Source organism: Pseudomonas frederiksbergensis (assembly GCF_001874645.1).
Classification (GTDB): domain Bacteria; phylum Pseudomonadota; class Gammaproteobacteria; order Pseudomonadales; family Pseudomonadaceae; genus Aquipseudomonas; species Aquipseudomonas frederiksbergensis_B.
In genome coordinates this window covers 3,042,219-3,063,723 of sequence record NZ_CP017886.1, presented here as the reverse complement: position 1 = coordinate 3,063,723, position 21,505 = coordinate 3,042,219, and the positions used below count along the sequence as shown (strand labels likewise).

The following is a 21,505-nucleotide window of genomic DNA, read 5'->3' as shown; positions in this document are numbered from 1 at the left end:
TTCTCCTTGCGGTTGTGGCCCTGGGGCCTATTCGAGTACCACTTCAAGATCGAGGTGGCACAGCCTGCGATAAATCTCTTCCTTGCGTTCTCGCACTGCGTGGTTCTGCGGCAACAACTCACAGCAGCTATGCAGGAGGTGCAGCACTTCCAGCGCAAGATCAGGCTCCCAGGCGTGCAAGCCTGAGTTCTGTAATTCTGAATCGAGGGTTTCGAGTTGGGTCTTGGCCAGTTCGTATTTCTTGGCCAGGAAGCACAGCCGCGCCAGGCTGAACTGCCAGAAGAACCGCACGCGCCCGCCGTGGGCGGCTTGCAGGCCTTGCTTGAGAATTTGCACCGCGGCCTTGAGACCGTCCTTGCGCAGCACCGGCAAGACTTCTTCGAGCGCCAGCTCCCAGGCCGGTTGGCTGCTGCTGACTTCGACCTTGCGCGGCGCGCTGGCGGTTTGCAGATGGGGCATCACGTTGGCGCTGATCCAGGCGCGAGTGGCCGGATCAGCGAACGGCGCGCCATCGTGGTAACGCAATTCGACGATGCCCGGCAGGCGCTGAATCAACAACGCGAAGTGAATTTCCACTTCGCGCATGGCCAGGTCAGCGTTCAACCCTTGCAAACATTCCCAGACCAGCCGCTGACCATCGAACCAGAACGGTGCCTTGGCCAGGCTTGCTTCCAGTTCCACCAGCAGGTCGGCGAATTGCCCTTGGTCGAAACGGTCCTGGTAGATTTTCAGCTTGTCGGCCGGCAGCCCGCGCAATGCGGTGATTTGCTCGGCGTTGCGCTCGGGGACGGCGTCGATCGGCAACCACAGCAAGGTTCGGTTCAGGCGCAGGGCGCGCAGGTCGGTGGCTTTCTGTTTCAGCCACCAGGCGCACAGCGGGCGCGCATTTTCCTGCTGCGCGCGCAGGGCCTTGTGGGCTTCTTTTTCGTTGTCGATCGGCGCGCCGGGGGTGAACAGCTGGGTCGCGGCCTGTTTGACCTGAGCCACCACCGCGCCAACAGCGCCGGGCTCCGGCTGGTTGTCGGCGGCACGCTGGACCATGTTTTTCAGACGGCGCGAGATCGGCAGCAGCAGCGGCGCATCATCGCTCAAATGCTCGGTGCAGGCGGCATCGAGACCTTCCAGGTGCTCGACCAATTTGCGGAACAGCGGCAGTTGCTCTTTGATCGCGACGTTTTCGTTCAGCACCTGCTCAAGACGCGGCACCAGCCAACTGATGGCAGCGGAGCGAGTGCGGGCTTTGTTCGGGTGAATCTCGGCCCAGTGGTGCTCGCACAGATGGTGCAGCAGGCCGAGACCGGCCAGCAGGCCCTGGAAGGATTCGCGCTGATACAGCGCCCAGGTCAGCCAGGCGCCGACCCGCAAATCCTTGGATTGGGTTCGCAGCAACGCTTCACTGTTTTCACGGATTTTCAGCCAGTCGATCTGACCGCTTTCATGCATGGATTGGGCTTTGCCCAACTCGCTTTCCAATGCCTCATATTCACTCGAAAAGCGAACGTCCTCGCCCGCAAAATTCTCTTTGGAAACAGAGCACTTGGCGAGTTCGAGGTAATGAGCAGAAAGTTTGCTTGAATAGGACATCCCTGGCCTTTAATAGTATTACGGTCTGTACGCTTTCCGGAGTTTCGGTGCGTTGGACAGTATCAAGAGCATCACGTAAGACTCATCCAATTGAGTACCGTGCTCTTTCAAGTGGTGCGCATCGTACTCACGATGGTGGCCACTAGCAAGCATCCAATTAAATAACAAGGCAAAGTGTTCTCTGTAGCGTGTAGGTAATCACCCTATATGTGACAGGGGATACCCTGATGTCAGTTTAATATTCTCGCTTTCGCCCCATCGCCCCGGAACCGTTGAGCCAGAGCGGCCTGCAAACCTGATCTTCGTCATTGAGCATCCGCCCTCTGAGGCAGGCGCAGAGCATGACAAGAATCAAAAATGATAAATGTAGGATTGTTCTGAAAAAGTTACTGCCATCAATCTCCAAATCGATAAATGACAACAGTCAATTAAAAAAAATGACATCAAATTGATGGCACCTCATGTTTCAACAAACTCCTCAAATGTGACCCTATACAGCGAAATTGCGTGGAATTGGCCACACAATTGCACTGTCTTTGTCGTTCACTAACGCAACACTTTGAAACACGGAGTGCTCCGACTGACGTTAGGGAGCCTTCCTACATTATTTCGCTTGCCAGCTTGTTAGCGTGCCCAGAAGTTCACGCGAGCAAGACCAAGGACGGTTTGAATATCGCGCGTTGTTTCCATCCAGCTAAAGGATAAGCGAATGTTCCAATCGTCCAATACGGCGCACTTTTCACTGCAGGTTCCCGGTGTTCGCAACGATTTCAAGGTGCTGGCCTTCGACGGCACCGAAGCCATCAGCAGCCTGTATGCCATTCGGGTGGAGCTGGTTAGCGAGTACCCGGATTTCGATCTGGAGAGCCTGCTCAGCCAGCCGGCCTTTCTCCAGTTCGGTCATCACGGCGAAGGTATTCATGGGCGTATCGAAGAAGTGGCGGCGGGTGGGCCCGGCAAACGCCAGACCCGTTATCTCCTGACGTTGGTGCCGGCGCTGTACTACTTGCAGTTCAGCCATGATCATCGGATTTTCCAGCACCTGACGGTGCCGCAAATCATTGCTCAGGTACTCAAGGGACATGGCATCCAGGCCGATGCCTTTACCTTCAATGTCAGCACCAGCCCCGAGCGCGAATACTGCACCCAATACGGGGAAAATGATTTTGAGTTCGTCCAGCGACTGTGCGCCGAGGACGGCATCGCATGGCATCACCAGCATTCCCGGGAAGGCCATGTGCTGGTGTTCACCGATGACCAGACCTTCTTTCCCAGGCTGGACGCAACCCCTTATCAGCAAGACTCCGGCATGGTGGCGGAGCATCCCGTCGTCAGCCAGTTCTCCCAGCGTTTCAACACCCGTACCAGCAAGGTCACACGCCGTGGTTATGACCTGAAGCGTCCCAGTCTGTTGCTGGAAAGTCGCTTCACTGCCGAGTTCAGCCCTGCGCTTGAAGACTATCGCTACCCGGTGTTGATGGCGACTGAAAAGCTCGGCAAACAGCTCGCCCGGCAGACCCTGGAGCGGCACCGTATCGATTACCAATTGGCCGAGGGCGAAAGCGACCAGCCGACCCTGCGCAGCGGCCACTTTTTTGACCTGACCGAACACTCGCGCAAATCCTGCAACGATTTATGGTTGTTGGTCAGCGTTCACCACGTTGGGAAACAACCTCAATCGCTGGAGGAATCGATCACCAGCGACGCCCAACCCGAAGGCGACATGACCCAAGGCTACCGCAATAGCTTCAGCGCTATTCCGTGGGACGTGTTCTACCGACCGCCTCTGCCTCCCCGAAAACCTGTGCTGGTCTGCCAAACCGCTCGTGTCACAGGGCCGCCCGGAGAGGAAATTTTTTGCGATGAGTACGGCAGGGTTCGTGTCGAGCTGCCTTGGGATCGGGCAGAACTCAATAGCGAAAAAAGTAGTTGCTGGTTACGGGTTGCATCCAGCTGGGCCGGTGAGGGTTTTGGGGCAGTGACCATCCCGCGCGTCGGCATGGAAGTGGTCGTGACATTTCAGGAGGGCGACCCGGATCAACCGTTGATCACCGGTTGCGTGGTCAACAAAGTCACGTCCGTCGCTCATCAACTGCCCGAGAACAAGACCAGAACTGTCCTGCGCAGCCAAAGCTCGCCGCGCAGTGGCGGCTACAACGAACTGTCGATTGAAGACCGCGCCGGGCAAGAAAGAATCTACCTGCGCGCCCAACGCGACCTTGAGCAACTGATCCTCAACGACAGCACCCGCCTGATCAGCAACGACCGCTTCGAGCAGGTGGACAACAACAGCACCAGCCTGATCAAGGGCGAGGAATTCCATACCACCCAAGGCGTGCGTAGCACGGTGATTGGTGGTGATGAGCTGATCACTATCAGCGGCAATAGCAGCACGACGTCCGTGGGGTCGCTGGTGATTCAGGCCGGTCCCCATGCCCAGCTCACCGCCGCCAACGTGGTGATCGATGCCGGCATGAGCCTGACGCTCAAGGCGGGTGGTCACCACATCGTTATCAATACCAGCGGGATTTTCAGCAGCGTGGCCATTGTCGAGGGCGGTGCGCCACTGACGGGTATTCAGCCACTACAGGCGCTACAGGCTTTGACCCGCAATCCCAATCCCATCATCGCCAGCCCACTGTCTATCGTGACCGGCGCCAGACAGCAGGCGGCGGACTACTGCCCGCTTTGCGAGGCTTGTCTCGCTGGCCAATGCAGCATTGGAGAAGTCGCATGAATACACTCGAACAATGGCTAGACGAGCAATCCCGGTCCGGACGGGATCTCTATCTGATGCTCGACACTGTCGGCCAACTCGACGAACGCATTGCGCTGACCAGCGAACCGGGAGCCGATCAATATCGCAATCTGTATGTGGGTACAGCGGCTGATTCACTGGCACAAGCTGGCCCTTATCTTTTTCAGATTGGCTCCATCAAACATCCGGTCATCCAGGGGCTGCTCGACACGCCCGAGCGTCATTGGGGCTGGCTGGCAAGTGCCAGTAACGTTGACCTGGATGTTTTGGCCGCTCATTGGCGCGACCGTGTGGTAACCGGTGAACGCCCGCACCTGGCGGTGTATCGCATGCACGACAACCGCGTACTGGGGCGCGCCCTGGCCTATCTGCAACCAGAGCAGTACGCCGATTTTCTTGGGCCGATCGCCAGCGTCTGCTACTGGCAGGCTGAGCAATGGACAGTCACTAACAACCCAGACCCCGGCGCACACCCGCTGCCGCTCGATCCGCCCTGGCTGAACACCCCGACGCCGGAAATCGTCTACGCGAACCTGCAGTTCGATAACACTCGTCGCTACCTGATCCGTGAGCACACCGAAGCCCTGGCGACCCTCGCCTCGCAGTTGGATGTGGATGACTGGTTATGGGGCCAGATTCAATTGGCCCGTTCATGGGGCTGGCAACAACCCGAGCAGGTGCATTTTTTGCTGACCCAGAGCTTGCAAGCGCCGGGTTACCTTCCGCCAAAGTCCTGGCTACCCAAGCCCGAAGAGGACTCGGCGGCACATTTTGAGCGGGTGTATCAGCAAGCGCTGTATTGGCAGGGAAATGCTCCCGTATGAAATGTGTCATTCAAAGCCTGACCCTCGGCAGTTGCCTTTCCCTGACCGTGGGTTGTGCGGCTGTCGGCAAGCCAGACAGCTTCACCTTCATTCCCGATTTTCCACCTGACTTCAAGTACGAACTGAAGGCCATCTACCTGCCCGCCAAAGGACAAACGTGCAGCTTGCCGGGAGGGCGAAATTTTCAGGTCAGCTTCAATAAACCCAACATGGAATACGAAGCTACTTCCGAGATTGAACTGTACAGAACCGTGAGCGACTGCCCGATGGCATTGAACCATGTGGAGATCAAAATCACGGGAATTTTTGGCCCGGAACGAAGTGACAGCAGCTATGACTACGCCTCCTTTGCCGTACGTCCTGAGTTGTTGGAGCGACACATGGGCACTTTCAGCGATGACGGCGTGGGTGAGTTCTTCGGCGAATGCCAGTGGGCTTTTCGCACGGTCGGCCCCAAGCGCTACCTGATAAAACTGCTCACCTGCAAAAAAATGGATGCACAGGGAACTGTCGCCCGAAGTCGTCCTTTCACGGCGTACACGCTGGCTCAGTTACCGGGGAAAACCGTAAGACTGAAGATCAAGTTGGCCGAACAGGAAAAACCTGCCATTGGTGATACGTGGGTCCAAGTGCCTGGCGGTTGGAAACGCTGCATGGGCGATAACTTTGAAGATCAATACGCATTTTGCTACGGCAATTACAAGGATTTCAGCACCTTCAAGATGGTGGATGAACGGATCTGCACCATTTACCCAGGTTGCACGGAAAACAAGGACGAAAACCCATGACGCATCCGAACGCACTGTATTGCCGGGAAGGTGTCCCGCACATCAAACGTGTCATTCAAGGCTTGACCCTCGGTAGTTGCCTTTCCCTGACCGTGGGTTGTGCGGCTGTCGGCAAGCCAGACAGCTTCACCTTCATTCCCGATTTTCCACCTGACTTCAAGTACGACCTGACGGCCACCTACGTGCCCGCCAAAGGTCAAACGTGCACCGTGCCAGGCGGAAAAGATACTCAGCTTGGCTTCAATAAAATCTACATGGATTACGAAGCCACTTCCGAGATCCCGCTTTACAGAACCGTGAGCGACTGCCCGCTAGCGCTGAACCATGTGGAGGTCAAAATCATAGGGATCATTGGCAGAGACAAAAAACGCAGCTATTCCGGCTACGACTACGCCTCGTTTGCGGTGCGCCCGGAGTTGTTGGAACGACACATGGGCACTTTCAACACTGACGATGTAGGCGAGTTCTTCGGCGAATGCCAATGGTTATTCCGTACGGTTGGCCCCAAGCGCTACATCACAAAAATCCTCACCTGCAAAAAAATGGATGCACAGGGAAATGTCGCCCGAAGTCGTCCTTTCACGGCGTACACGCTGACTCAGCTACGGGGGAAAACCGTGAGGCTGAAAATCAAACTAGCGGATGAAGAAAAACCCGGCTGGGGTGACACCTGGGTTCAAGTTCCGGGTGGCTGGAAACGCTGCATGGGCGAAGGCTTTGAAGATCAGCGTGGCTATTGCAATGGTAATTACAAAGATTTCAGCACTTTCAGAATGGTGGATGAAAGAGTCTGCACCATTTACCCAGGTTGCACGGAAAACAAGGACGAAAACCCATGAACTTCAAACCTTTAGCCGCCAGTGACGTAGCCTTTATGGCGGGTAACATCCATGCCTGTCCATTGCGTGGTCATTCGACGAGTTTTCAATTAGTGGACGAGTTCGGTGATGGCAAACCCTACGCCGGTTTGACATATGAAATCATCGATTACGAAGACACCGTCTACACAGGAAAACTGGATGCTACAGGCTCCGGGAAGGTGGATAACCACTACTGCGGCCCGGTAGTGCTCAAACTGAACCAACCCTTTAAAGGCGCAGAAGCGCTCTATAAGGATTTAAGAACAAGACCGCACTACCCACTCCCCATCACCGAACTCCAGGTACGCGCCGAAAAAACCCGCTTCTTCAACACATCAGGCGTACGCACCCAAGCCAATCCAGCAAAAGACCTCGCTGATGCCACTGCCTATTACCAGGTTGAAGTCAGCGAACTGGTGAAGCATGTGGCGCACTTACCGCCACTGGCCCTTCGTCGCGATCCACCGAATATGGTGGTGCACAAACTACTGCGACCCACTCCCACATCCAGAGCTTTCACGAGTGTTGATAAAAGCGCCCCGGATGGCGGGATAAGCGCGGTCTTCAGTCAGATGGACATGGCCACGGTCGAGTTGGGATTTTTCCCGCCACCGCACAAACCAAAAGGCATTGCCCTGTTGCCGAACAAGCATCATGTGATGGAAGTGCGGCCCATGAGGGCGCTGCGCCCGATGTTGTCGACCGGCAACGAGTTTTGCGCACTTAACCTTTATCAACTGGCGTTGATGGCAACCCTGAGTTACACCGATTTTGGTCAGGAGCCGGACACACAACCCGTCAAAACGGACAGCGTGAGCTTTCCCTTGCAGCCCAGCAGCGGCAACTGGTTCGGCCATGCCCTACCGCAGTTTGATGAGCTGTGGAAAGTCGATGCCACGCAGACGACAAAGTACTACCCGCTGTATGAAGAGGTGCCTTACTCGAAACGGCTGGAAGTGGTGCCGTTCGACCCGTTGCTCTACCCCGACGTCAACAATCCAGAGTTGGGTGATGAGCAGGAGCACCCGGCCAAACTGCACTTTCTCGATGATCGCAAACAAGTCAAAAGCTCGGACACCCAGGCATTTATCACCCATCACGACGAGTTGATATTGATCAGCGTGCGCGGAACCAACGAACTGCTGGCCGACGGCCTGCGTGATGCGGATGCCCAGCAGGTTCCTTTTGAGGAAGGGGAAGGCAAAGTTCATAACGGTTTCTACGGAGCCGCCAAGGTCGCCTATACGTTTGTCGTCACCTATCTGGATAAATTCTACAGCGGGCAAAAACTACTGATTACCGGACACAGCCTGGGCGGGGCGGTGGCGCTGATACTGGCTGAAATGTTGCGCCGCGATAAACGTTTCGACCTGAATATCGTGCTCTACACCTACGGCGCCCCTCGCGCAGGCGACACAACCTTTATCAAAAACGCCCACCCCTTGAACCATCACCGTATCGTCAACCACAACGACCCCGTTCCAAGCGTACCCGCCACCTGGATGAACACGCCGTCCAAGCCGATGTATGTCGCACATGGGACGGTACTTGTCCTCAACCCAGCCGCTGGTTTGGCGCTATTGATCGTGGGGATGGTCAACTTCCGGGGCGAGCCCTACGCGCATCACGGCAAATTACGCCACTTCATGCCGGTGGAATTTAACGAAGGACACAAGTCCTCGATTCTCTGGGAACCGGGCTGCAGCACGATCAATGATCATGGCTGCGCAAAGGCACTGCGACAGATCGATGGCCTGCCCAAGCGTGGCTCACTCCTGCGGCAGGTGATGGAGGCCGCCGATCACTCGATGGTCGCCAGCTACATTCCCGGCTGCTGGGCCAGCCTGCGCCGTTGGCAGGAGGCGCAGAAACTCAAGCGCTCACGGGTGACTGCTCAGGAGTTGGAAAGGATCAACGGCGCCTTGGGAAACATCAGCAGACAGCTGGACGACCTCCAGCAAACACTCGAAAACAACCCCCGCGCACATGCCAATTACCATCAAGACGCGCAAAAGTCCCAGGCTCTCAAGGAAGAAAAGGGAAAGATTCAGATGACCCAGACTCGCCTGCTGGCCCTGCACGACCAGCGAGTCACCGAGACCGAGGTTTACGGCAGCTACGCCGACCAGCCCGAGTGGGTGCAGGAAAACCTGCTGCGCTGGAATGCCCACCCGGAAAACACCGTGAATGAACAACTGGCGAAGATTCCGCCACCGGCCGAAGACCATGACTTGGCAATTGCGGCAATCACGGGAGGGCACGCCGTGGGCGCCCCTTACCATCTGGATATTGATTCGATTGTGTAGCCCTTATCCAAATCAACAAGGAAGTATTAATGCGCCCATTACCACAGCACCGCTGCCCAAGCGCTGCGCCTCGTTCCGTTCGTACCTTACTACTGGCTGGCCTTGTGATGCTCGGATCCGGATGCGCTGTGTTTTCCAACACCGTGACGTTAAAGACGGAAATGCCTGCAGAGTTTAGCGTGCACGCTACCGCGTACTATCACCCAGTGTTTTCCAGCGTGTGCTTTTTGCCTGACGATTATGCAGGCGACCCCAATCCTGATAAAAAAAGGTTTTCCAGTCGGTCCCACGCCACTGCGCACACTTCTGAATTCGAGGTGCCGCTATACGTCAGCGTTGAGGGTTGCGTCATAGGAATTAGCCACTTTACGTTCTTGATCTTCGACATGCGTGAAACAAACCAAAAGAAGCTCGGCGTGGCCAGCGCCGAGTTGAGTGTCGATACCCGCCTTGATGATGGAAATCATCCAGCGCCGACGCCTGACGAGCAAGTGATCTCAGTGAGCTGTCGCTATGAAGATCTCGAACACAGCAGCGTCTTCCAGCAGGAACTTATGTGCAAAGGGCTGGACACAAATAGCAAGGTACTTGGCATGCCGCATATGAAACAGCTCCAAGGCAGAACATTGCGGTTGAAGGTCAGTGTGGCCGACACCACTCTCGAGTAGCTTGGCCGAGTAACCCGAGCCTCTATGCGCACTGCCTTATCCCACGCCAATAAAAAATGGACACTCGACCTGCTCGATGTGCCCATTTTCAATACAACTCTCCCCCGCAACTCTGGGAGTTCGCAGCATTTATGGATTGACGCTGTCTTTCAACGACTTGCCTGGCTTGAAGGCAACGGTGTTGCTGGCCTTGATTTTCACTGGCTCGCCGGTTTGCGGGTTCTTGCCGGTGCGAGCGCCACGGTGGCGCTGCAGGAAGGTACCGAAACCCACCAGGGTGACGCTGTCTTTACGGTGCAGAGCGCCGGTGATTTCTTCGAGAACGGCGTTGAGGACGCGGTTTGCCTGCTCTTTGGTGAGGTCAGCCTTTTCAGCGATGGCTGCGGCGAGTTCTGGTTTACGCATGAGTGAAGCCTCTTTGACGGTTTTTTGTTGTTATGTCCGTGCTGTTCTTCCAGAACAGCGCCCAAGGCGCCGCAGGCTCTACTCTGCGGCAGACGTGAGTGAGGATGGCATGCGGTTACGAGCGGCGCCAGTCTCGGGGCGACCTTTGTAGGGGCAAAAGCGGGGTGATTCCGACAGAACGACCGGTATTTACGCCAGAAGCGCCGGAAGCTCCTTGTTTAGAGCCAGTTTCTCCATCACCGCCGCCCCGGTCAGCGCATAACCCAGCAGTTTGCCGCTGGTATCACGGCACAGCGCCTTGATGTCGGCACCCTGCCCTTCGACGGTCCAGACACCTTCTAAACCGCGTGGTGGCGGGGAAACCACCAATGGGCAGACCGGTGTTTTCACGGTGATCGGCATCGCACCATAACTGACCGCAGTCGGGTTGCCGGCCAGGGTCTGAGCCAGCGCACGCGCACAGCTCATCAGGGGCATCACGTACAGCAAATTCAGCCCATCGACCTCGGCACAGTCGCCCAAGGCGTAGATATTGGCGTGAGAAGTCTTCAGGTGGCGGTCAACCACCACACCGCGATTGATCTGCAAACCGGCAGCGGCCGCCAGATCGATGCGCGGACGCAGGCCGATGGCGGAAACCACGACATCGCAGGGAATCACCTGGCCATCGGACAAGTGCCCTTCAAGCCCGTCATCGGTGCGTTGCAAACGGTTGAGTACCGGGCCGAGGTGGAACTGCGCGCCCAGGCTTTCCAGCCCGGCCTGCACGGCTGCGGCCGCCGCGGGGTGAAGCAGCGTCGGCATGACTTGTTCGCACGGCGCGACCAATTGTACGTCGTAACCACCGAGGATCAGGTCGTTGGCAAACTCACAGCCGATCAGGCCGGCGCCGAGCAACAACACCCGACGCTTGCCCGCAGCCGCCGCCCGAAAGCGCGCGTAGTCTTCGAGGTCGTTGATCGGGAAGATCGCTTCGGGCGCATCGCCCTGCACCGGCACACGCACGGTTTCCGCGCCCCAGGCGAGGATCAGGTCGCGATAGGCCACGGCTTCATCGCCGATCCACAGGCGTTTGTGGCCCGGGTCGATGCCGCTGATGCGCGTGTGGGTACGCACCTCAGCCTTTAGCTGTTCGGCCATGGCGCCCGGTTCGGCCATGCTCAGGCCGTCAGCGTCCTTGTTCTTGCCGAAACCGGTGGAGAGCATCGGCTTGGAGTAAGAGCGTCCGTCATCTGCGGTAATCAACAGCAGCGGTGTTTCGCCATCGAGTTTGCGAAACTCCCGGGCCAGGTTGTAGCCAGCCAGCCCAGTGCCGACGATCACGACAGGTGCGTTCATTCCTTACTCCTCTTCAATTCATGTAAATCTGTGATCAGGCCGCGATTTCGATCATCTCGAAATCCATTTTGCCGACGCCACAGTCCGGGCACAGCCAGTCTTCCGGTACGTCCTGCCACAAGGTCCCGGCTGCGATGCCGTCATCCGGCCAGCCGTCGGCTTCGTTGTAGATCAGCCCACAGACCACGCATTGCCACTTCTTCATTACTTGTTTCCTCAAATTCTCAGGCTTTTGCTGGCACGAACGGTCGCCCGATAAAGGTCTGCCGTCCGGCTCAAGGCGTTTTGTACTGATCAGGCTCAACAGATGCAAGCCTGTTCGCGGTCATTACCCCGTCTGATCAGTCAATATCACCGACCAGCATGGTAAGCTCGCCGCCTCATTTGCTGCCAATACTGACTCACTGTGCCGCACTCAAACCCCCTCGCCCCTGCCCCGCTCTGGTTGCCACAAAGCCAGCTGGCGCCCCTTCCTGACGCGCAAACCCTCGACTGGCTATTCGATGAAGGCTCGCTCACCCGCCGCCTGACCCGTTTGTCGGATGACGGCTTCAGCGTGACGCCATTATTCGAAGGCTGGCAGCCTTTGCGCGCAGACGAATGCGCCGCGCTGGAGTTGCCCGAAGGCAGCGAAGGCTGGGTGCGTGAAGTATATTTGCGCGGTCATGGCGAGGCGTGGGTGTTTGCCCGCAGTGTGGCGGCGCGCAGTTCGTTGCAGGACGGCGGGTTGAATATGGATGAGTTGGGCAGCCGCTCCCTGGGCGAGTTGCTGTTTTGCGATCAGGCATTCCAGCGTGGCGCCATCGAGGTTTGTCACTATCCTGCCGAGTGGTTGCCAAGCGAATCCCGGGCACCGGAACGGTGGGGCCGACGCTCGCGTTTCGACCGGGGGAACTTAAGCGTGCTGGTCGCGGAAATATTCCTGCCAGCCCTGTGGCGCACTGCCCGCGCGAATGCGGAGAACTGCTGATGTACCAAAGCCTGCTCAAATCCCTGAATCGCCTGAACCCACGCGCCTGGGACTTCATTCAGCTGACCCGCATGGACAAGCCCATCGGCATTTACCTGCTGCTGTGGCCAACGCTGTGGGCGCTGTGGATTGCCGGGAAAGGTTCGCCGTCACTGGCCAATAGTGTGATTTTCGTCCTTGGCGTGGTGCTGACCCGCGCCGGCGGCTGCGTGATCAATGACTGGGCTGATCGCAAGGTCGACGGTCACGTGAAACGTACCGAACAACGGCCCTTGGTCAGCGGCAAGATCAGCTCGAAAGAAGCGTTGGTGTTCTTCGCGCTGTTAATGGGCGTGAGTTTCCTGTTGGTGCTGTGCACTAACGCGGCCACGGTCTGGTTGTCGTTTGGTGGCCTGGCGCTGGCTGCCACTTACCCGTTCATGAAGCGCTACACCTATTACCCGCAAGTGGTACTGGGCGCGGCGTTCTCCTGGGGCATGCCGATGGCGTTCACCGCCGAAACCGGTGAACTGCCGGCCATTGCCTGGTTGCTGTGGATCGCCAACCTGCTGTGGACAGTGGGTTATGACACCTACTACGCCATGACCGACCGCGACGACGATTTGAAAATTGGTGTGAAATCCACGGCGATTCTGTTTGGCGATGCCGATCGGGTGATCATTCTCACGCTGCAAGGGCTGGCCCTGGCGTGCTTGCTGCTGGCGGGATCGAAATTCGAGCTGGGTGGCTGGTTTCACCTCGGCCTGCTGGCAGCAGCCGCGTGCTTTGCCTGGGAATTCTGGTACACCCGCGACAAGGACCGACTGAAGTGTTTTCGGGCCTTCCTGCATAACCATTGGGCCGGGTTGGCGATTTTCGTCGGGATCGTGCTGGATTACGCGTTGCGCTGAAGTTTGGAAAAGATCGCAGCCTGCGGCAGCTCCTACAGGTGCACGCGCGCAGGCCGCGATCTTTTAGCGGTTCAGATCATGTTGTATGGATCAGTGCTTCGCCATGTGCCACATGTCTTTGAAACCGTCACCGTTCTTATCGCCGGGCTTCATGTCCATTTTGTAGGTGTACAGCGGCTTGCCGTCGTAAGCCCATTGCATCATGCCGTCATCACGCTTGATCGGCGTCCATTCGCCCATGGGCTTGGCATCCTTCGGCGCCATCATCGGCGGCCAGGTCTTGGCACAATCAGCGTTACACATCGACTTGCCGCCTGTGTCCTTGTCGAACGTGTACACGGTCATGCCCTTGGAATCGACCATCATGCCGTCCTTCATCATTGCCGGCTCGGCAGCGAGCGCGAGTGTCGGTAATGCCAGGGTAGCGGCCAACATCAGGGCTTTAAAAGATTGAGCGTAGAGAGTCATAGAAACCTTCTTTTGTGGTTGTCAGGATCCGGACTTAAAGCGTAGTTCAGGATTGCGCTGACTGCCGCACGGCTAAAATACTGTCACACGACTGCAATAATTCCGTTATCTAATGCGGCGCAAGACAGTTAAATGACAAGAGGATTAAGGCATGGCTGGCAGGAGTATTCTGATCGTCGACGACGAAGCGCCCATTCGCGAAATGATCGCCGTTGCGTTGGAAATGGCCGGCTATGACTGCCTGGAGGCCGAAAATTCCCAGCAGGCCCACGCCATTATCGTCGACCGTAAACCGGACCTGATCCTGCTCGACTGGATGCTGCCCGGTACCTCAGGCATCGAGCTGGCCCGGCGCCTCAAGCGCGATGAGCTGACCGGGGACATCCCGATCATCATGCTCACCGCCAAGGGTGAAGAGGACAACAAGATCCAGGGCCTGGAAGTCGGTGCCGATGACTACATCACCAAGCCGTTTTCGCCACGTGAGCTGGTTGCGCGCCTGAAGGCCGTGCTGCGTCGTGCCGGGCCTACCGACGGCGAAGCACCGATCGAAGTCGGCGGCTTGCTGCTGGACCCGATCAGCCATCGCGTGACCATCGACGGCAAACCCGCCGAGATGGGCCCGACCGAATACCGCTTGCTGCAATTTTTCATGACCCATCAGGAACGCGCCTACACCCGCGGGCAATTGCTCGATCAGGTCTGGGGCGGCAATGTGTATGTCGAAGAGCGCACCGTCGACGTGCACATTCGTCGTTTGCGCAAAGCCCTCGGCGATGCCTACGAGAATCTGGTACAAACCGTGCGCGGCACGGGCTATCGTTTTTCCACCAAGGCCTGAGCCGGCCCTTACTGGCTCGACAAGCTGACAAGGACGCGTGTTTAAGTGAACCAAAACTGGCATGGCACTCTGATCCGCCACATGCTGTTACTGGTCACCGGCTGTCTGGTGATCGGCCTGATTACCGGCTACTACGGCTGGAGCCTGGCCGCAGGTCTGGGAATCTACCTGGCCTGGACCCTCAAGCAATTGCTACGCCTGCACGAGTGGCTGCGCCTGCAAAAACCCGACGAAGCCCCCCCGATGGCTACGGCCTGTGGGGTGAAGTGTTCGACAGCATCTACCACCTGCAACGGCGCGATCAGCGCGTGCGCGGACGCCTGCAAGCGGTGATCGACCGGGTTCAGGAGTCCACCGCGGCGTTGAAGGACGCCGTGATCATGCTCGACAGCGACGGCAACCTGGAATGGTGGAACCGCGCCGCCGAAACCCTGCTGGGCCTCAAGACCCCGCAGGACAGTGGTCAGCCAGTGACCAACCTGGTGCGTCATCCGCGCTTCAAGGAATACTTCGAGCAGGACAGCTACGCCGAGCCGCTGGAAATTCCTTCGCCGACCAACGACCGGATGCGGATCCAGCTGTACATCACCCGTTATGGCAACAACGAACACCTGATGCTGGTGCGCGACGTCACGCGTATTCATCAACTTGAGCAGATGCGCAAAGACTTCATCGCCAACGTCTCCCACGAACTGCGCACGCCGTTGACGGTGATCTGCGGCTACCTGGAAACCCTGCTCGATAACGTCGAAGAGGTGAATCCGCGCTGGAGCCGTGCGTTGCAACAAATGCAGCAACAGGGCGGACGCATGCAGACGCTGCTCAACGACTTGCTGCTATTGGCCAAGCTCGAAGCCACCGATTACCCATCGGACAACCAGCCGGTGCCGATCGACAGTCTGCTGCAATCGATCAAGAGTGACGCCCAGGCGCTGTCCGGGCAGCGCAACCAGCACATCACCCTGGAAGCCGATCCGTCGATTATGCTCAAGGGCAGTGAAGCCGAGTTGCGCAGCGCGTTCTCGAACCTGGTGTTCAATGCGGTCAAATACACGCCGGACGGCGGCAACATCCGCATCCGCTGGTGGGGTGACGAGCAAGGTGCGCACCTCAGCGTGCAGGACTCGGGGATCGGTATCGACAACAAACACCTGCCACGCCTGACCGAGCGCTTCTACCGTGTCGACTCCAGCCGCAACTCCAATACCGGCGGCACCGGGCTAGGCCTGGCCATCGTCAAACACGTTTTGTTACGCCATCGTGCGCGAATGGAGATCAGCAGCGTGCTGGGGCACGGCAGCACGTTCACCTGCCATTTCGTGCCGGCACAGGTCACAAAATCGCGAGTCAACTCGCTGACCGACTAGCGCACGTGTTGACTGAACACTAGGCAATCGCCTTGTCAGCCGCTACATTGGCTGGCTTGGGCCTGCCTTTCAGGCTCGGCAATCCCCTTTCTTTTCGAATATACGGAACCCGCAAAACTCCATCATGGACCCTTCCCCTGGCTTGACCCTCGCTGCACTCTTCGCCGATTTCGGCATGATTCTTTTTGCACTGATCCTGGTTTTGCTCAACGGCTTCTTCGTTGCGGCGGAATTTGCCATGGTCAAATTGCGCTCGACCAAGGTCGAGGCCATTGCCCATAAAAACGGCTGGCGCGGGCAGATCCTGCGCACCGTACACAGCCAGCTCGATGCTTACCTGTCGGCGTGCCAATTGGGTATCACCCTCGCCTCCCTGGGCCTTGGCTGGGTGGGTGAACCGGCGTTCGCGCTCATTCTCGAACCGTTGCTCAGCGCGGTCGGTGTCAGCTCCCCGGAAGTGATCAAAGGCATATCGTTCTTTACCGCCTTCTTCATCATTTCCTACCTGCACATCGTGGTCGGCGAACTGGCCCCCAAATCCTGGGCCATCCGTAAACCCGAGCTGTTATCGCTGTGGACCGCGGTGCCGCTGTACCTGTTCTACTGGGCGATGTACCCGGCGATCTACCTGCTCAACGCCAGCGCCAACACCATTCTGCGGATCGCCGGCCAAGGTGAACCCGGCCCTCATCACGAGCACCATTACAGCCGTGAAGAACTGAAACTGATCCTGCACTCCAGCCGCGGCCAGGACCCAAGCGATCAAGGCATGCGTGTACTCGCCTCGGCCGTGGAAATGGGCGAGCTGGAAGTGGTCGACTGGGCCAATTCCCGGGAAGACCTGGTGACGCTGGAGTTCAACGCGCCGCTCAAGGAAATCCTCGCGCTGTTCCGTCGCCACAAATTCAGCCGCTACCCGGTGTACGACAGCGACCGCCAGGAGTTCGTCGGCCTGCTGCACATCAAGGACCTGCTGCTGGAACTGGCGGCGCTGGACCACATTCCCGAGTCGTTCAACCTGGCCGAGCTGACCCGCCCGCTGGAACGCGTATCGCGGCACATGCCGTTGTCGCAGTTGCTGGAGCAGTTCCGCAAAGGCGGTTCGCACTTCGCCGTGGTTGAAGAAGCCGATGGCAACATCATTGGCTACCTGACCATGGAAGACGTGCTGGAAGTGCTGGTCGGCGACATCCAGGACGAACACCGCAAGGCCGAACGCGGGATCCTCGCCTACCAGCCGGGCAAATTGCTGGTACGCGGTGACACACCGCTGTTCAAGGTCGAACGCCTGCTGGGTATCGATCTGGATCACATCGAAGCAGAAACCCTCGCCGGGCTGGTCTACGAAACCCTGAATCGGGTGCCGGAAGAGGAAGAAGTGCTGGAAGTCGAAGGTTTGCGGATCATCATCAAAAAGATGAAAGGCCCGAAAATCATTTTGGCCAAGGTGTTGATGCTCGACTAATCGCAATGCAGGAAACCGCATTGCTTGCACAAAGATCGCAGCCTTCGGCAGCTCCTACAGGTGAAACACAATCCCTGTGTAGGAGCTGCCGAAGGCTGCGATCTTTTATTGTTTGCCGAGCGCAAAGTTCGGCAAGCTGCCCACCGGTTGATTGAACTGGTACGGAATCGACACCAGGCCCAACCCGCTATTGCGCTGCACCACGAAGTGCAGGTGCGGCCCGCTGCTGTTGCCGGTATTGCCCGACAACGCCAGCGCACTACCGACTGCTACCCGCTGACCCTCCCGAACACACACCGAGCCGCGCTTAAGGTGCAGGTACACGCCCATGGTCCCGTCATCGTGCAGCACCCGCACGAAATTGCCGGACGGGTCGGTGCCGCGCCCGCTCTGGCCGTTCTCGGTCTTCACCACCACCCCGCCGCGCGCCGCGATGATCGGTGTGCCTTCCGGCATGGCGATGTCCATGGCATAACGGTTTTTGACCCCAAAGTGGCTGTATTGGCCATTGGCGCCCTGCGTCAGGTGAAACGGTCCGCCACGCCACGGTAGCGGATACCGATAGGCCAGCGTGGTATCTGTGGGGTTGCCCAGGGAATAGTTGAACGTCGGGGTATAGGCCAGCGGCTTGCCGGGCGCAATCGCCGTGAGCAACGCCAGACGCATATTGCTGCGCGCCGGCAACACCCGGCGGATCGGTTGTTCTGGTGCACCGCTGACATTCTTCAGCCCGACGAAACTCAGCTCGACCTCTACCGGCGCATACAGGTCGTTGCGCACAAACACACTGTGCGTGTCCCTCTGCTTCTTGATATCCAGATACACCTGGCGCTCAAGGTGCTCGTCCATGCGGTCGCGGAATACAAAGATCCGTGCGCCTTGGGATGGGCGGTCACTGTAGGAGACCGCTCCGGTGGCGCTCGTGGACTTATAAATAGTGATGGCCACGGCCGAGGTGGAGGCCATGAAAAGACCACAGAAAAACAACAATCGCGCGAACATGGGCAAGGTTCTGTCGAGGAAGGCCTGAAAAACAGCCTAGCAGCCAGAACTGATCCGCGTAGTCGGCAGATGTTTCAAAATCGGGGAGGAATGTGTTGGGCGATCAGAGAGGAAAATCAAAAAATCGCAGCCTGCGGCAGCGCCTACACCGGTTTTGTAGGCGCTGCCGCAGGCTGCGATCTTTTAGAAGCGACGCTTACGCGCCCGGTACGAAATGCTTCTGCGCCGTACCGCGGGCAATCAGGCGGGAGATGTAGTCAAGCTTTTGTGCGTCCTGGTCGACGAAGCGGAAGGTCAGTTGCAGCCAGTCGCTGTCGGGTTTCGGCTCGTGGGCGACGATGGCGTGCAGGTAGCCGTTCAGGCGCGCGACTTCGGCGTTGTCGCCTTGCTCCAGGTCGAGCACTGCGCTGTCGAGCACTTGCGGCAGGGTGTCGGTGCGTTTAACCACCAACAATGCTTCCTTGATGCTCAACGCTTTGATCACGCATTGCGCAGTACCACTGGGCAGACGCAGTTGACCTTGGCCACGACCACCCGCCGGGGCCGCTGCTGGCGCCTTGACCGGTGGGCTGTTGAGCAGACCGCGAGAGGGGGCGGCTGCGGTCGGGGCGGCTGCGGGGGCGACGACAGCAGCCTTGCCGCCCGTGAGCGCGCTGAGGGAGTCGTTGCCGAACGCCGAATTCATCTTGGTTGGCGCGCTGCTCATCAAGGTGTCGAGTTTGCCGACCTTGTTCAGCGCCTGCTTGACCTTGGTCAGCAGCTGCTCGTTGGTGAAAGGCTTGCTGACATAGCCCGAAACGCCGGCCTGGATTGCCTGAACCACGTTTTCCTTGTCGCCCCGGCTGGTGACCATGACAAACGGCATGCTCTTGAGATTGTCCTGCTCGCGGCACCAGGTCAGCAGTTCGAGGCCCGACATTTCCGGCATTTCCCAGTCACACAGCACCAGATCGAACGCTTCCTTGGCCAGCATGGCCTGGGCCTTTTTGCCGTTGACGGCATCTTCGGTCCGGATACCCGGGAAGTAGTTGCGCAGGCACTTCTTTACCAAGTCACGAATGAACGACGCATCGTCCACGACCAACACACTGATCTTGCTCATCCAACACCCCTATAAAAATCCCGGCAAGCATAACGCTGGCTGATGGCACTTTGCCAAAACTCTTCAGTCACGCCGGGACTTTTCGTTCGCGGGTGCTGCTTTTCCATTCGGTTTTTCAATTCGAAAGCCACACAAACAAAAACGCCCGACCAAAAGGCCGGGCGCTTTACTTGGCAATCTTACTTATCGTCAGCTTTGACCGGAACATTAGCGCTTTCGGCACTTGTACCTTCAACTTCTTCCTTCATGCGCTTGAGGCCCAAGTGACGGACATCGGTACCGCGCACCAGATAAATCACCAGTTCGGAAATATTGCGTGCGTGGTCGCCAATCCGCTCCAGCGAACGCAGCACCCAAATGATGCTCAAGACCCGCGTGATAGAACGCGGATCTTCCATCATGTAGGTCGCCAGCTCGCGCAGCGCGGTCTTGTATTCACGGTCGATGATCTTGTCGTACTGGGCCACCGACAACGCCAGCTCGGCGTCGAAGCGAGCGAAGGCGTCCAGCGCGTCGCGAACCATGTTGCGTACCTGGTCGCCGATGTGCCGAACTTCGACGTAACCCCGCGGAGCCTCGCCTTCTTCACACAGCTGGATGGCACGGCGGGCGATTTTGGTCGCTTCATCGCCGATGCGTTCCAGGTCGATCACCGACTTGGAAATGCTGATGATCAAACGCAAGTCCGACGCGGCCGGCTGACGACGGGCCAGAATGCGCAGGCATTCTTCGTCGATGTTGCGTTCCATCTGGTTGATCTGGTCGTCGATCTCGCGCACTTGTTGGGCCAGCCCCGTGTCCGCTTCTATCAGTGCAGTGACCGCGTCATTGACCTGCTTCTCGACCAGCCCGCCCATGGCCAGGAGGTGGCTGCGCACTTCCTCAAGCTCAGCGTTGAACTGCTGGGAGATGTGGTGGGTAAGGCCTTCTTTACTAATCATGTTGGCGTCCTTGGAGCGTCCGGTAAGGTGCGGTCTACCGCAGCGATGGTTTAGCGAGCAACGCTAGCGGCATCCTAGCCGTAACGACCGGTGATGTAGTCTTCGGTCTGCTTCTTCGCCGGATTGGTGAACAGGGTATCGGTGTCGCCGAACTCCACCAGTTTGCCCATGTACATGAACGCCGTGTAGTCGGAAACCCGCGCAGCCTGTTGCATGTTGTGGGTCACGATGACGATGGTGAACTTGGATTTCAGTTCGTAGATCAGCTCTTCGACTTTCAACGTCGAGATCGGGTCAAGTGCCGAGCACGGTTCGTCGAGCAGCAGTACTTCCGGCTCGACCGCAATGGTACGAGCGATCACCAGACGTTGCTGCTGACCACCGGACAAGCCCAGTGCCGACTCGTGCAAACGGTCTTTCACTTCATCCCACAGCGCGGCGCCTTTCAACGCCCATTCGACGGCTTCGTCGAGTACGCGCTTTTTGTTGATGCCTTGAATACGCAGGCCATAGACCACGTTTTCATAAATGGTTTTCGGGAACGGGTTCGGTTTCTGGAACACCATGCCGACGCGACGACGCAGTTCGGCCACGTCTTCGCCCTTGCGGTAGATGTTGTTGCCGTACAGGTTGATCTCGCCTTCGACACGGCAGCCATCAACCAGATCGTTCATCCGGTTGAAGGTGCGCAGCAGCGTTGACTTGCCGCAACCGGACGGACCGATGAAAGCGGTCACGCGCTGCTTGGGAATGTTCATGCTGACATCGTACAGCGCTTGTTTGTCGCCGTAGAACAGGCTCAGGCTTGGCACTTCGATGGCCACGGTTTCCTGTTCCAGGTTCAGGCTCTGTTTGTCGCGACCCAGGGCCGACATGTTGATGCCGTGGGTATGTGTTTCGTGCTGCATGGGAAGCTCCCTGTGCTAAC

The 21,505-nt window shown here is 57.8% G+C and carries 19 protein-coding genes and 1 pseudogene; 11 read left to right on the top strand and 9 right to left on the bottom strand.

Annotated elements, in window-relative coordinates:
• Positions 1–27: 27 nt before the first annotated feature.
• Positions 28–1,584 (bottom strand): type VI secretion system protein TssA, encoded by a 1,557-nt coding sequence (tssA, locus tag BLL42_RS14685; RefSeq protein ID WP_071552748.1) that lies wholly within the window; start codon positions 1,582–1,584, stop codon positions 28–30.
• Between the two features lie 709 nt (positions 1,585–2,293).
• Here tssA and BLL42_RS14680 point away from each other — a divergent pair.
• The 6 genes from BLL42_RS14680 to BLL42_RS14655 are packed head-to-tail and all read left to right on the top strand — an operon-like array spanning position 2,294 to position 9,788.
• Positions 2,294–4,321, top strand: a complete 2,028-nt coding sequence (locus BLL42_RS14680; protein ID WP_071552747.1) for a type VI secretion system Vgr family protein — start codon at positions 2,294–2,296, stop codon at positions 4,319–4,321.
• Positions 4,318–5,166 carry a DUF4123 domain-containing protein gene (locus BLL42_RS14675; protein WP_071552746.1) on the top strand — a complete coding sequence of 283 codons (849 nt, stop codon included), beginning with the start codon at positions 4,318–4,320 and terminating at the stop codon, positions 5,164–5,166. Before BLL42_RS14680 ends, BLL42_RS14675 begins: the two co-directional genes overlap by 4 nt.
• Complete coding sequence (locus tag BLL42_RS14670) at positions 5,163–5,954, top strand: hypothetical protein (RefSeq protein ID WP_071552745.1); 792 nt, start codon at positions 5,163–5,165, stop codon at positions 5,952–5,954. The genes BLL42_RS14675 and BLL42_RS14670 overlap by 4 nt, the downstream gene beginning before the upstream one ends.
• A 41-nt stretch (positions 5,955–5,995) precedes the next feature.
• Entirely contained in the window at positions 5,996–6,793 is a 798-nt protein-coding gene (locus BLL42_RS14665; RefSeq protein WP_071555764.1) for a hypothetical protein, read from the top strand.
• Entirely contained in the window at positions 6,790–9,120 is a 2,331-nt protein-coding gene (locus tag BLL42_RS14660; RefSeq protein ID WP_071552744.1) for a lipase family protein, read from the top strand. Before BLL42_RS14665 ends, BLL42_RS14660 begins: the two co-directional genes overlap by 4 nt.
• Before the next feature lie 29 nt (positions 9,121–9,149).
• Positions 9,150–9,788 (top strand): hypothetical protein, encoded by a 639-nt coding sequence (locus BLL42_RS14655; RefSeq protein WP_129586956.1) that lies wholly within the window; start codon positions 9,150–9,152, stop codon positions 9,786–9,788.
• A 129-nt stretch (positions 9,789–9,917) separates the two neighbouring features.
• On the opposite strand, the gene BLL42_RS14650 is transcribed toward BLL42_RS14655, so the two are convergent.
• From BLL42_RS14650 to BLL42_RS14640, 3 genes are all read right to left on the bottom strand, one after another.
• Complete coding sequence (locus tag BLL42_RS14650; protein ID WP_003213368.1) at positions 9,918–10,193, bottom strand: HU family DNA-binding protein; 276 nt, start codon at positions 10,191–10,193, stop codon at positions 9,918–9,920.
• A gap of 189 nt (positions 10,194–10,382) precedes the next feature.
• Positions 10,383–11,531 (bottom strand): NAD(P)/FAD-dependent oxidoreductase, encoded by a 1,149-nt coding sequence (locus BLL42_RS14645; protein WP_071552742.1) that lies wholly within the window; start codon positions 11,529–11,531, stop codon positions 10,383–10,385.
• A 34-nt stretch (positions 11,532–11,565) separates the two neighbouring features.
• Entirely contained in the window at positions 11,566–11,736 is a 171-nt protein-coding gene (locus BLL42_RS14640) for a rubredoxin (protein ID WP_019694300.1), read from the bottom strand.
• A 201-nt stretch (positions 11,737–11,937) separates the two neighbouring features.
• On the opposite strand from BLL42_RS14640, the gene BLL42_RS14635 reads away from it, so the two are divergent.
• Both BLL42_RS14635 and ubiA read left to right on the top strand, forming a co-directional pair.
• Positions 11,938–12,501 carry a chorismate--pyruvate lyase family protein gene (locus tag BLL42_RS14635; RefSeq protein WP_071552741.1) on the top strand — a complete coding sequence of 188 codons (564 nt, stop codon included), beginning with the start codon at positions 11,938–11,940 and terminating at the stop codon, positions 12,499–12,501.
• The gene (gene ubiA / locus BLL42_RS14630) at positions 12,501–13,391 is read left to right on the top strand and encodes a 4-hydroxybenzoate octaprenyltransferase (RefSeq protein WP_071552740.1); all 891 of its coding nucleotides are present in this window, start codon (positions 12,501–12,503) and stop codon (positions 13,389–13,391) included. Before BLL42_RS14635 ends, ubiA begins: the two co-directional genes overlap by 1 nt.
• Before the next feature lie 90 nt (positions 13,392–13,481).
• Here the strand turns inward: ubiA and BLL42_RS14625 are convergent, their stop codons facing one another.
• A complete protein-coding gene (locus tag BLL42_RS14625; protein ID WP_071552739.1) occupies positions 13,482–13,859 on the bottom strand; it encodes a COG4315 family predicted lipoprotein in 378 nt (125 codons plus the stop codon).
• 151 nt (positions 13,860–14,010) lie between these two features.
• Here BLL42_RS14625 and phoB point away from each other — a divergent pair, with 151 nt between their 5' ends.
• The 3 genes and pseudogenes from phoB to BLL42_RS14610 all read left to right on the top strand — a co-directional run bounded on the left by phoB (position 14,011) and on the right by BLL42_RS14610 (position 17,532).
• The gene (gene phoB / locus BLL42_RS14620; RefSeq protein ID WP_071552738.1) at positions 14,011–14,700 is read left to right on the top strand and encodes a phosphate regulon transcriptional regulator PhoB; all 690 of its coding nucleotides are present in this window, start codon (positions 14,011–14,013) and stop codon (positions 14,698–14,700) included.
• Positions 14,701–14,781: 81 nt separating this feature from the next.
• Positions 14,782–16,067 (top strand): annotated as a pseudogene (phoR, locus tag BLL42_RS14615) (phosphate regulon sensor histidine kinase PhoR).
• A gap of 124 nt (positions 16,068–16,191) precedes the next feature.
• On the top strand, positions 16,192–17,532 hold the full coding sequence (locus tag BLL42_RS14610) for a hemolysin family protein (RefSeq protein ID WP_071552737.1): 1,341 nt from the start codon (positions 16,192–16,194) through the stop codon (positions 17,530–17,532).
• A gap of 105 nt (positions 17,533–17,637) precedes the next feature.
• On the opposite strand, the gene BLL42_RS14605 is transcribed toward BLL42_RS14610, so the two are convergent.
• From BLL42_RS14605 to pstB, 4 genes are all read right to left on the bottom strand, one after another.
• Positions 17,638–18,534 carry a M23 family metallopeptidase gene (locus BLL42_RS14605; RefSeq protein ID WP_071552736.1) on the bottom strand — a complete coding sequence of 299 codons (897 nt, stop codon included), beginning with the start codon at positions 18,532–18,534 and terminating at the stop codon, positions 17,638–17,640.
• Between the two features lie 196 nt (positions 18,535–18,730).
• Positions 18,731–19,636, bottom strand: a complete 906-nt coding sequence (locus BLL42_RS14600) for a response regulator (protein WP_071552735.1) — start codon at positions 19,634–19,636, stop codon at positions 18,731–18,733.
• 179 nt (positions 19,637–19,815) lie between these two features.
• Positions 19,816–20,577, bottom strand: a complete 762-nt coding sequence (gene phoU, locus BLL42_RS14595; RefSeq protein ID WP_071552734.1) for a phosphate signaling complex protein PhoU — start codon at positions 20,575–20,577, stop codon at positions 19,816–19,818.
• Positions 20,578–20,651: 74 nt separating this feature from the next.
• Positions 20,652–21,485 carry a phosphate ABC transporter ATP-binding protein PstB gene (pstB, locus tag BLL42_RS14590; RefSeq protein ID WP_071552733.1) on the bottom strand — a complete coding sequence of 278 codons (834 nt, stop codon included), beginning with the start codon at positions 21,483–21,485 and terminating at the stop codon, positions 20,652–20,654.
• Positions 21,486–21,505: the final 20 nt, after the last annotated feature.